The organism is Duganella guangzhouensis, assembly GCF_009674535.1.
Taxonomy (GTDB): domain Bacteria; phylum Pseudomonadota; class Gammaproteobacteria; order Burkholderiales; family Burkholderiaceae_D; genus Rugamonas; species Rugamonas guangzhouensis.
The window spans coordinates 333,456-347,463 of sequence record NZ_WKJK01000009.1; the positions used below are offsets into that span (position 1 = coordinate 333,456).

The following is a 14,008-nucleotide window of genomic DNA, read 5'->3' on the forward strand; positions in this document are numbered from 1 at the left end:
CTGAAAAACCGTGGATAAATTCCCTGAAAAGCCAATTTCAGGCGCACGACAGGAATTTTTGCTGGCATAGGCCAGCCCATGGGGGAAGTAACAATGGTAGCGATAGTAAGCGGCAACAATAACGGCCTGCTCAATTCTTCAGCAGGGGTATTAGGCCAGCAGGGCTTGCTCGGCAACGCGTTACACGGGAGCTCGCAAGAAGGTGTTTTTGTCAACATTGCTACCGGAAATCTGTCGCTTCAAGACCAGGATGGATTCCTGGCTGCGGCCGGCATTAACCTCGCCCTTACGCGTACATATAACTCCCAAGCCATCTTCAGCGACAGCAGCAACAAGGGCTGGCAAAATCCGCTCGTTAAACAGCTCCAACTGATCGGCAATCTCAACGATTCAAGTAGCTACATCCAACGGATTGATGTCGACGGGTCTGTCTCTGTCTTCAACTACAAAAGCGACGGCGTTTACGTGTCCACGGACGGCGGCGGTGGTTTCCAGACGCTTACTGCGGGCACCGGCTCGAACTTGGGCCAATGGACTTGGACCAATGACCGCACCGACCTGTTAGGTCCGTACGAAGTCTACGACATGAACCAGGGAGGCTACATCGTCAAAGCCGGAGATCAGGTCGGTGTCCGGGTAACCTATCTTTACAACAAACTGGCCACGTCCCCGGCAACGTACCAACTGAGCAAGGTCACCGATGCTGCCGGCGACACCGTCAGCTTCGCATATACCGTGGTAAGTGGTCTCAATCGCGTGACGGTCACCATCACCCCGCCAACAGCGGACGGAACGGCCTATGCGGTTATTTATGACTATGATGCGCAAAACCGCCTCCGCAGCGCCGCAGTCGACTTAACGCCACTCGACAATAAGAACAACACCGTCTACACGACTAAATATTCCTACGGCGAAGACTCTGGTGGCGTCCCCAGCCGGCTAGTCACGGGTATCAGCCAAGACGATGGCACGCGACTGACCTTCACCTATAAAGACGGCAGACTGGAAAAGTACACCGTCTACGCTAGCGCCACCGATAATGTCGGCAATACGACCAGTTTCAACTACGGTGCTGATCGGACCACCACGGTGACCGACGCTTTGCAGCATCAGGTGGTGTACAAATATGACAGCAAGGGGCAGTTGACGGAAGTCAGATCATCCTCCGGCACGGTTACTTACACCTATGATTCGGGCCAGAGCAACGGCAAAAATGTCGAAGGAAATGTCCTCAGCATGACGGACGCTCGTGGCATGAAGACCGTCTATGAATACGATAGCAACGGTAATCGCACCAAGCAGAGCGACTCGGCGGGCAACACCATCGTCTGGACTTATGCCGCTGGAAGCAACCTGCTGCTCAGTACAACCAGCTATAACGACAGCACCCTGTCGACACCAGCAACCACGCGGTACGTATATGACAAATTTAACCGCCTGCGCTTTAAAGTCAGCCCAGAGGGGCGCGTCACGGAATATCTTTACCTGAACCTGACCGCCGCCAATGAGATCCAGTACAGCAGCGTGCGCATGTTTACGGCGGCTACCTATAGCCTTCCCGCCGACAGCGCGACCTTGATCGATCTTGATAGTTTGGCGCAGTGGAGTGTACAGCAAGTAAAAAGCAAACTGAACTACACGCAGACCAACTACACTTATGTGCGCGGCCTGGTAAAACAGGCAACCACTGTCGATAACGACAGCGCCACCCCGGCATCGACGACGACATACACTTACTTCGCCAATGGTCAAGTAGCGACCGAGACCGACCTCCTCAACAACAAAACCAGCTACACCTATGACGGGTTGGGGCGCCTGTTGACCAAAACTGTCAGCGACGCCAGTAACAAAATCATTTCAAGCGCCGCCAGCAGCTACAGCGCCAGCAACCATGTCGTCACCGAAGTCCTGTATGACACGCGCGGTGGTACGGCCGTCGCCTTCGCGTCCAACATCTACACTTTTGACGGTGCGGGCAGACTGCTGAATGTTGCAAAATCGGGTGTCTATGGCGTAACGACCAACAGTTACGATGCTGATGGCCAGCTACGTTACAGTCTCGCGGCAAGCGGCCAGTACAACTATTGGCTCTATGATGATGTCGGCAACCAGGTAGCGAGTATTGATGATAGTGGTCACCTCACTGAGCTGATTTACAACCAGAATGGCCAAGTCATTCAGACTATCCGTTACGACACGGCGCTAAGTGCGCAGCAACTGTCCACTCTGCGCACCCTCAAGGACGGCAACGTCGCGGATGCAAAATTAGCCGACTTCCGGCCAACTGAAAAACCGCCAGCGGCACGTCGCAGCTGGAACTTCTACGATAACGCCGGGCGACTGATCGACAGCGTCGACACCGCCGGCGCAATCACACATTATGAATACGATGCGGCTTCGCGATTGTTGGCAAGCACGTTGCGCGCCACCAATCTCAGCCCAGACGCGCTGAAGGACCTGATCAAAACATCGGTCGATAGCCTGCTGGCAATGACAGGTATCGAGCAAACCAGCTCGCCGAATGACCGCAGTTTGCGTCGCCTCTATGATAAAGATGGCTTACTGGTCGGACAGATCGATGCGCTAGGCTATCTCACCGAATACCGCTACAACGCCGCTGGCTTCCTGGTCAAAACCACAGCCTATGCTACCAAGAGCAAGCAGAGCACCACCTACGCGCTCGACAGCATCCGCCCCAATCAGGACGCGGCCCGTGATGTCACAGAATACCGCCTCTACGACGCGCAGAACCGATTGGTCGGCATCGTCGACGGTGACGGCTACCTGACCGAACTGGCCTATGACACCGCTGGCCGAATCCAAACGCGCACCCGCTACGCTAACAAGACGACAGCGCCGGAAGCGGTCAAACTTGCCGACGTTAAAGCCAAGATCACCTCCCCGACAAGCACCGACAACCGTGTCGTCAGCTACACCTATGACGCGCTGGACCGGGTACTGACCGAAACCAACACCTTCTTCGTCAATGGGACCTCCACGAGTTGGATCACGACCTACGCATACGATCCCAACGGTAAACTCAGCAAGGTGGAACATGACAATGGCGGCACCAGTGTCAGCAAAACGTACGATACTGAAGGCCGGGTGTTGACCGAAACCGCAGGTATCGGCGCCCCTTCCACTGTGTACGCATACGACGCCAACGGCAATCTCATTAAGAAAACCGCGCCGGACAAGAGCAGCACCCTGTATTACTACGACAGCGATGACCGCTTGGTATACACGCTGGACGCAGCTGGACAGATTCAACAACTAAGCTATAACAACTACGGCCAAGTCACGACCACCCGCAGCTATGCGACTGCACTCGACACGGTCACCCTTGCCGGATTGACTGGCGGCCTGGCCACAAAAGAAATTGCCGACCTGTTGAAAAAGAGTAGCGGTGATAAGGATCATGTCAACCTCTTCTCCTATGACGATGCAGGACGCCTTGTCTACACGGTTGGTGCCGACGGTCAGGTGGACCAACGCTTATACAACGACTTCAGCGAGCAGAAGGCCACGGTCCATTACGACGTGTCCGTCGGTACCGGGGTATTGCTGGGCGACTACGCCGTGGCTTTTGCGGCAGTACAAACTCTGATCAAGAATGCGACCTGGCGCCAGACTTCCAGCACCGAGTATGATGCCGCCGGCCGCGTCACCTACACGGTCAATGGCGCTGGCAATGCCCAGCGCACGGCGTATGACGGCCTCGGCAATGTCAGCGACGTCACCCAGTATGATCCGCTGACGCAGAATCGTGCACTGCATTACGAATACAACAAACGCGGTCAGGTGATCGACTACAAGGACGCGCTCGGCAATCACACGCTCACCACCTACAATGGCTTCGGTGAAGCCATCATGCGCTCCGTGCTGGCCACCGAGGGGAGCACCACAACCAGTGCCGCGCTCGACAGTGTCAGCCGTATCATCTACGATGAAAACGGACGGGTTGCCGCCACCATCGACGCGTTGCGCGTGGTGACCTTTTACCAATACAACGGCGACGGCAAGGTCATCGACCAGACCACCTACAGCACGCCGCTGACAGCGTCACAACTCACGACGCTTGACACCCAATTGCAAAAAGCCAGCAACACCAGCGCCAGCTCTCCCCTGCCGGAAACGCTGCGCGGCATGCTGGTCGCAGCCGCTACAACTGATGCGCATCAGCAGTTCGTCTACGATGCGCGCGGCCGCCTCACCATCACGTACACCGCCAAGGCAAGCTCGAAATGGTCGGTCACCACCCAGACATACGATGATAACGACAATGTCACGAGCCGCGTTTCCTATGCCAACTTGGTAAGCGTTGCCAATCCGCGCGCCGCCAGCACGCTGCCCGCCGCGTCGGTTAGCGATGTGCGGGTACGCATGAGTTACGACATCGCCGGCCGCCTTACCGACACCCTGACCGCCCTCAACACGGTCGGCAAGGACGGCAATCCGATTCAAGCGCCAGCGACTGGCAGCACGACGAACTGGTCATTGGTCAGCCTGCGCTACGACAGCTTTGGCAACGTACTGCAGCGAACCGCCTACGCACAAGCGTTAAGTGTTGCGACAGACACGCTGACATTGTTGGACACGGCCGCTCCAAGCGCGAAAGATGTCGCCGCCCTCAAAAACGTGGCCGCACAAAATAATGTAACCACAGTTTACACCTATAACAGCGCCAATCGGGTTACGTATAGTGCCAGCGCACAGAGTACGACGGCCGCAGGCAAGATTCGCTGGGCGGTGACGGGTTATGAATACGACACGGCCGGCCGGCTCAAAACAAGCACGGAATTTGCCAACTGGTCTGAGCTGGCGCCAGGCACTTCGCCGCTCGCGACTGAGAATCCGTTGCCAACAGCAGACGCCAGTCGAGACCGCGCCACAAACTACACTTACGATGGTGCAGGCCGCTTGCAGACCAGCACCGATGCCGCTGGCGGCGTGACGACGCTAAATTACGACGCCCGTGGCAACGTCATCAAGCGCACCCAATCCAGCCCGGCGCAGGGTGAAGTTGATCGCGTCGCCTTCACTGTGTACGACCTCAATAACCGGCCGCTCTATCAGATAGACGGCTTGGGCGATGTCACCCGCAATACCTACGATGCGTTGGGCAACCTGATCACCGTTACCCAATACGCGACCCGGATTGATATCGGCAAGCTGGCCACGACAACGGTCGACAAACTGGTAAAAACCACGGTCAATGATCGCATCGAGCATTACATCTACGATCAGGATGGTCAACGCCGTTTTGTACTGGACGCGGGTGGCTATCTGTCGCAGCAGACGTATGACGCAGTCGGCCGCGCGCTGATCTCGACCACCTACGCCATCGCGGTGGGAAGCAAATTCGTCAGCATCACCGACTACACCGTTGAAAAGGCAATCTCGCTGTTGAGTTTGGCCGGTACCGCCCATGTAACCAATCGCAGCTATGATGCACAGGGCAACCTCAGCACCGTGACCGACCCGGAGGGCTTTAGCGAGAGCTATACCTACGATGCGTTGGGCAATAAGCTGTCGTACAAAAATCAATTGTCAAACGAGTGGAAATACACCTACGACGCCGGCGGCCGCATGCTGAGCACCACGGCACCGGCGGTCATGGTGTACGCCAACGGCGCCACCAAGACAGATAGCGGCAAGAGTCTGAATCTGGTCACGCTACAGAGCTACGATGCGCTGGGTAACATGATCTCCCGCTCGGAGGGCGGTGGCAGCGGCACCACCCACACCACGAGCTACGGATACGATCTTCAAGGTCGTCAAATCACCACCATCCTGCCTGAAAACACCGTCTACGATGGCAACGTATCGGCGGATGCCGATGGGCGCACCGAAGCCAAGGTGAAACGCACCATTAATGTCAGCTACGATGCGCTCGGCAACGCGGTGGAAAGTCTCGACAGTGGCAACACCAGCTTCAAGGTGTATGACAAGCTGGGTCGCGTCCTGTATGACATCGATGCGCTCGGCTTTGTTACCGCCTATGCGCGCAACGGTTTTGGCGAAGTCACCACGCTGACCCGCTACGCCAAGCAGCTCGACGAAACAACACTGGGCAGGCTGAAAGCCACGCACAGCTTGAGCACACCGACGAGCTCACCCGACGACCGCAGTATCACCACCAGCTATGATGCACTCGGCCGCGTTCGCACCGTCAGCGAACCCGCAGTCACCATTTACGATCAACAGAGCGGCACCACGCGGCAGTCGGCCAGGGTCACGGAAACGGAATACAACGTCTTCGGCGAAGTGTTCCGCAAATCGGTGTACGGCAAGTCCGGCGCCACCACCACTGCCGCTGCTGTTACCCGCAGTTACTACGACGCGCGTGGATATCAGGTTGCGCAGATCACTGCGCTGTCAGACAAGGAGCCACTAAGCGGTTACCTGACCACGTATGAGTTCGACGCGGAAGGCAATCAGAAACGGGTGAAGGAATATGCAAGCGTCGTTAGCGGCTGGACCGACAGCAGCTATGGCAGCACCCCGTCCACCAGCAATGCAGACCGGGAAACAACCTACGAGTACGACGGCAATGGTCGGAAAACCCAAGAAACGCAGCTTGGCGCACTACGCAATGGTGACGCGGCCAGTGATATCAAACGCATCTATAAATACGATGCAACGGGCAACCAGACATACTCGCAAATCGAAGGCGGCACCGCGACCATTACCTATTTCGATGCGTTCGGTCGCACCACCGCCGTAGCGCAGCTGGCCCAGGCTGGAGACACCACGGTAATGCCGGCATCCGAGTTTCGCCTGGATGCGTATGGCAACATCATCGTGCGCGTCGATTATGCCAGCGGTGCGGCAACAACCTTGAAGGGTACCATCGGTACACAGGTCGACACCTTTAAGGCGCCTACTGCGGATGGCGTCAAAGACCGCTACACCATCAGCAAATACGATGCCGCAGGCCATGCGACCGAAGTCACGGATGCCGAGAACGTCAAATCATTCCTTTCGTACGACGCCTTCGGTCGCCTGAAGAAGCAATGGAAAACCGTTAGCAGCACCTACGGCACAAGCTCGATCACCGAAACCGCATATCAGTTGAATGAGTACGACAGCGTCGGCCATCTGGTGAACGTCAAGACACCTGGCAACCGCGATTTGATCAAAGTAGACGTCAATGCGCTCCTGACCGACCCGGTTGCCATCAGCAAAACCATGGCCTACAACGCCTATGGTGAAGTGATCTCGGTCATCATTACCGACGGCACCACGTCCAGGAAAGAGTACACCGACTACGACCTCGCGGGCCAGATTTGGCGCACCAATTCCGGCGACGGCGTCATTAAACTGACGCTGTTCGATGCGCAAGGCAAGCCCACCGTGCAGATGCGCAGCAGCCAGGCCAGCGACGACCCGCGCCTGCAAAATCTGGTCTATGCCAATCTGGCCGATGTGCTCACCATGGGCGGGATGCAACGCCTCGACACCCGCTATGATTTGCTGGGCCATGCACTGGATGAAGGAACGATGCACGGCAACGACCTGTACTTCATGGTCAGGCAGGCAGATGGCAGTTGGGTCAAGCAGACCATGGCGGATGGCGGCACCATGAAAGATGGCTTGCTGGTCATTGGCGACCGCAGTGACAAAGAGGCGACCAGCAGCTATAGCGGTAACGATACCGTGCAAATCACCGTCTTCTACAAAAAGCTCAATGACAAGGATTGGCTCAGCACCACACAGCGCGTGAGCTGGGTTGACGGTTATCCTGTGCTGAATACCAGCGGGCTGGAAAGCGGCCAATATGAGTACCGTGTTCAGGTCAAGCCGAAACTGGAAGACCCGTATTACCGTAGCGGCGGCGTGCTGCAGATTAACTCAACCTCGAGCGATGAAAAAGCCAAGCAACTGATTCGCTTATACCTATTGATTCTGGGACGCGCGCCGGATGCCGAAGGGCTGAGTGCCTGGATGGCTGCGGCCAATGCAGGTAGCACCATGGCCACCATCGCCGCTGATATGCTCAGCCAGGCGCCGCGCGACACCTTGCACAAACAATTTGATAGCGGTCTGAGTAGCACGCAAGTCCTGCAGGCGATCTACCGCAACCGCTTCCCCGGCAAGGATCTCAATGACCCGGCGGTCGCGGCTGAACTGGCGGCCTGGGCGGCCCGCATGGATCTCAAGAGTCTGACCATCGGCAACAACGCCGGTCAGGCACTGTCTGATCTGGCGGCGGCGGCAGACACAGCCAACACGCTGCAACGCCAAGTCGATGCGCTGTACAACTACCTGATCAAAGAAGGCGGCCTGGACTACGACACGTCACGTCAACTGCTTGCCGAGGCGGATGACACCAGCATCGACACCCTCAAGAAAGGCAGCGATACCGCCCAGACCCAACGGCGCGATCAACAGTTGGCCTTGCTTTATGTCGCGCTATATGGTCGTGCGGCTGACAAGGAGGGCTTCGATTGGTGGACCAAGAATGCGCCGGCGCCACGTACCATCGCATCCATCGCCACCGACTTCCTGAACGGCGATGAATGGAAAAATCTGCAGTCCTACGCCGGCATGAGCGATAGCCAGGTCAATCAACTGTTGATCAATCGCGTCTACACCAATCTTGTCGGACATCAGCCCGATGCCACACAACTGAGCACCTGGCTGGATAAGCTCAACAGCGGAAGCATAACGCGCGGCGAATTCGTGGTTCAAGCGACCGATGCGATCGCGCGCAACCTCAGCGGCGATAGCCAGGCGATCAAGGACCGCAACTACCTGCAGGAACAACTGGTCGTCAGCATGACGTACGCCCACATGGATGGCGTCAGCAGCGATGTGTCGACGGTAATCGCGGTCGGGCGCGCCTTGATCAGCGGTATCACCCCGGACACCAAGCTCGCCAATCTGGTCAGTCAAGTCAAACTGTATATTCAGGCACAGAAGAGCTCAGCATCCGGTTTCACCGGCGCCGCCAGCGCAGGAGCACAGGCTACGCCTATGGAGACGCATCAGCTACAGCTGGCTCAGTTGTACGTCGCGATCTATAATCGTGCCCCCAATGTGCAAGACTTCCGACTGTGGTTGAACTCCCTAAATACCGGCAATCCGCTGCAAGCGGTGGCGAAAGGCATGCTCGACAGCTCGGAGGGATTGAAACTCTATCCGGCCACGCTGTCGGACAGCGCCTTTATCGACCAGGTTTATAGCACCGCGTTTACCGGCACACCGGACGCACGCAGCAAAGATATCTGGCTGAAGGCGTTGCAGAATCAGTCCAGAAGCGTGGTTCTGCTCGACATCATCAGCGATACGCTCTACGCCACCACGGAGGCCGGCAAGCCAGGACGCGATCTATTTAACGCTAAAGTCGGCGTCGGCCTGACGTATGCGTTGAATGCCACCGGCAATGATATCGATCTGGCGAAGACCATCAACAGTCTGGTCACCATCAACCCCGTCAGCAAGAGCGTTACTATCAGTGCGGCGATGGATAAAATCAGCCAGGTCGCAAAACAACTGGCAACCGCCGACGCCCTCACAACAGCGCAGGCGGCCAGCAACGCCGCCAACCTGGTCTCCGCGACGCTGGCCGCAGCCATCAGCCTTAGTCCCGCCAACGCCAGCGCAGCGACCAAGGCCGATATCGTCGCCAAGACCCCGATGGCGGCCGCCGCCTTGCGCGCGGCACAGCTCTACGTGGCAATGCTGAACCGGGGTATCACCGGCATCGACAAATTGGATCTCGGCGGCTTCCTGAACCAGACCCAAGCGCTGTACAACGGCACGTCGGATGTCGTCGCCGCGCAGGCGATGCTTAACTCAGATGAGGGCACCGCCCTCTTCCCCCTGACGATGACGGGCCGCGACTTCGTCATCAAGTTCTACAGCCTGCTCACCGGCGGCCACGAGATCCCGAACCCGGCCGACCTTGACGCCTGGATTGCCAAGGCATCCAATCGCACCATGTTCGGTGCAACCGCAGTCGCCATGTTGGATGACCTGGTCAGTTCCAACGCCATCAACGACGCCACCGGCAATGACTTACTGCTAAAGGATCGCGCCACATTTGACCGCAACCTGGCCACGCTGCTGTCACAGCTGAGCAGCGACGCCAGTCAAGCCGCCTTGGCCGCCAGTGCGGTGTTGAGCGCGGTGCAGGATGCGCAGAGTAAAGCGGCGGCGGCGAGCACCGCCGCCACCGCAGTGACCGGATCCATCGCGGCCGCGGCTGGCACCAATGAAAAATACGTGCTTGAGATCGCGCGCCTCTATGTCGGCATTCTCAACCGTGGTGCCGGCAGTGGTGAGACACCGATTGACTACGAAGGCTTTACCTACTGGCTGCGGGTGGACAAGGAGAAAGTCGACACGCTGTACGGCATCGCCACCGGCATGCTGCTTTCCACCGACGGTCAGAAAATATTCGGCGGTTTAAGCGACGACGCCTTCATTGCCAAACTTTACCAAAAATTCTTCAACCGCCAACCAACCGCGCAAGACACTTACTGGCCCGATCGTCTGAAGAGCGGAACGCCGCGCGGCCAACTGCTCGCGGAAATGATCACCTCGATGCTGGACACCGTCTACCCGCTGCCCAGTGAGTACGATGCCGCCTCCGCATTCAATCAGCGCGTATCACTGGCATTGTCGAATTTTTACAATGCGCCGGCCACGGCAACCGCCATTAGCCAGGCCGCTACCGACTACAGCAATGCCAACACCAGCTTCAACAATGCCAGTGCCACCCTGCAAGCCAAGCAGGCGGCGCTGGACACGGCCAACAGCGCCAAGCCGCAAAGCTATCCAGCCGTCATCGCAGCGCAGCAAGCGATCAATTATCTCAATTCGCCCTACCTGACGGATCTCATCAATCTTCGGGTCGCGTTGCGTCTGCCCACTGACTACAACACCATCGCGGCGGATCTGGATGCCCTCGCTGCCGGCACCCGCAAGCTGACCGACATCGCTGCCAGCATCAACCTGTCGATTACCGACCGCGCGGCGTTCTATTCCGCCCTGTTCTCCCGCATTCTGAATCGGCAGGACGCGGATGGCCAAGCATGGTGGGCAACCAATTCGGTTAAACCCGAAGATGCGCGCTACAGCGATCCCGGTTTCCTGGTTTGGGACTTCGTACAATCCTGCTTCGCCGAGCTGAATGGGACGCAGTCAGCCTACCCTATGCGGGTACGTAACAACTTCCCGACCGAGATATCCAGCGTCACGACGCAGAATCGGAACATCGCGACGCCGCTCGCCGCCAGCTATAACACGGCGCTGCAAAACGCAAACAATGACATAGCCCAGCGCCGCTCGACCGCGCAGCAAGAATACAACACGGCGCTGACGGCCTACAACAACGCCAACACCACGCTGCAGCAGAAGAAGAGCCTGAACGACTATGCGCGTCTGATGATGACTTCGCTCAGCATGACCATTGCCGTCGTCAACAACCAGGACAAAGCCGCCGCTGCGATGGCGTCCAAATTACGCGCTGACGATACCCTGAAAGCCGCACAGGCATCACTGGCAAGCCTAAAATCGGTGAAGGACAATGGCATCAGCACCATGACGATTGACCAGTTGGTAACCTTTGCCAACATAGCGGTTAACGTCGGCAAAAGCATCAATCCGCTGTACGATCTGAATTATGCGCTGGCCAATGTTGCCGACGCCAGCGTTGCGATGGCGCTTAGTGCGAAAAACACCGCAGCCGCTTCCACTGCGGCGCAAAACGTCCTGCAAACGGTTCAGGTTTACGCCTTGCTGCTGAACCGTGCACCGACGCTGACCGAGCTGAATCTCGCGCTGGCGGCACTGGCGAGCGGACAGACCATGGACAGCTATGTCAATGATCTGATTGCGGCCAATACCGCCGCCTTCCCCGCCGGCTTGAGTAATGATGATTTCGTGCGGCAGCTGTACCTGAGCTTCCGTAGTTCGCCGCCCGACGATACCGGCCTGCGTTTCTGGAGCGGTACGCTGAGCGGCGCTCAAGCTGTCACGCGGGGCAAACTGGTCACCAATCTCATCAACAGCCTGTACAAGGAGACCATCAATCCTGACGCGATCAGCTTCGACACCAACGTTTCCCGCAATCTGGCCGCGGTCTCGAAGCTGGCGCAAACCGCAGCGGTCAATCCCGACGTCATCGCGTTCATCAGCGTAATTGCCACTACCTTGCGCAATCAGGCGGTTAAGACCGATGCCGCCGCCCAGGCTGCGCTCACGCCATCGGCTAGGGCGGCGCTGCGGGTCACTCAGCTGTATGTGATGCTGCTGGGCCGTGTGCCCGATCCGTCCACACTGATGTCCCGCATCGCTCAACTGACCAGCGACCAGACCATCAATGAACTGGCGCAAACGCTACTCAACTCGGCTGAGATCAGCGGCCGCTTGCCGAGCACGCTGTCGAATAGTCAGTTCGTGCAGAGTTTTTATCAGTTGGCGCTTTACCGCCAACCAGATGCTACCGAGCTCAGCAACCTCACCACACAGCTCGACAACGGTCAGCTCAGCCGGGCGCAATTGGTACTGGACGCCATCGACGGCGCCTACAACTACACCGGAGGCGACCTCGCCAAGCTAGAGGCCCGCAATATGTTGGTTGGCCGCCTGTCAACCGCCATGGATGCGGTGGCGGACACCATGAGCAATTACAGCCAGGTGATGAGCAGCGGCTTTAGTACCACGGTTGAAACCCAGCTTGGTGTTGAAATGAAAAAGTACGTTTCGATAGCGGCCGGCATCAACAGCACCACCACCGAGACCAGCCCGCGCTTGAGCGAGACCTTGGGCTTGCAGGTAGACCGTTGGGGCAACGTGACCAAACGTCTGGATGTGCGTGATCCAAACTGGAACACCACTTACGAGTACGACGACAACAACCAGTTGATCGCCACCAGCCGACAAGCGATGGCGCAGGACGCCAATGGCAATTACGCCATGCAAACCCTGACCACCAAGACCAATTTTGACGCTCGCGGCAATGTCCTCAGCACCACCGATGCCAAAGGCTACATTAACAAGTATGGCTACGATGCCAATGGCAGCCTCAAGACGGAGACCCATGCCGACTACACGACCAGCGCCAGTGCGACAGCGAGCATTGTGTATCTTAACGACGCGTTCGGTCAGCATCTGACGGTCACGCAGTACTTGAACACCAGCGCCAACGCGGTCAAGACCATCTACACCTACGATAACCTGGGCCGCTTGGCGACGCGCAGCACCGCCTCGGTGACGGTCTACTACTACAATGGTTCGATCGAGAACAACGCGGCCGGCGTCAGCAAAGACACCTACAGCTATGACGCGCTGGGGCGGCGCACCAGCGTCAAGACCTCCAATACCACAACCGTCGACCCCAACGGCAACTACACCACCTATACACGCTACGACCTCAACGGCAATATCATTGGGACCATCGACGCGAGCGGTGTCGAAACGCTCACCGCTTACGACCTGTTCAACCACAAGATCAAAGAAACGGTGGTCGATAGCGGCAGCACCCCGCAGCGACTGGTCAAGCAGTGGGGCGTGAGCACTTTCGGTCAAGTCCAGTACTACATCGGGCTGGACGGCAGCCGCACCCTGTACAACTATGACGCCGCAGGCCAGTTGACGCGCCAGTACATAGACACGCGCGGGGTCGACACCCCGGCCGACCAAGCGCTGCAGGACCTGCGCTACACCTATGAAGACGGCACCGGGCTACTGCTGTCGATTGATGATCGCGCCCTGCACCAGCTCACCACCTATAGTTACGACCGGGCCGGCAACCGCCTGACGGAAAAAGTCTGGCTCCAGGAACAGAACCGCGCGGCACAGGATCAGATCTTGCGCTACGACGGCTTCAACCGCCTGACCGACATCGTCTCGGCAACCGCCGGTGCCGACTACAACGTTCACTACAAGTACGACCTGAATGGCAATCGCACCAGCGAGAGCACTGCCTACACCAGTGACAACGGTCAGAAAAAAGTCGTCACGGTCAATTACGACTACGACAAGATGAACCGGCAAA

At 57.6% G+C, this 14,008-nt stretch carries 1 protein-coding gene; it reads left to right on the forward strand.

Features of this window, described 5'->3' with window-relative positions:
* Window positions 1-93 precede the first annotated feature (93 nt).
* Window positions 94-14,008 (forward strand): DUF4214 domain-containing protein (locus tag GJ699_RS19025; RefSeq protein WP_195763584.1); only part of this gene is annotated, 13,915 nt, incomplete at its 3' end.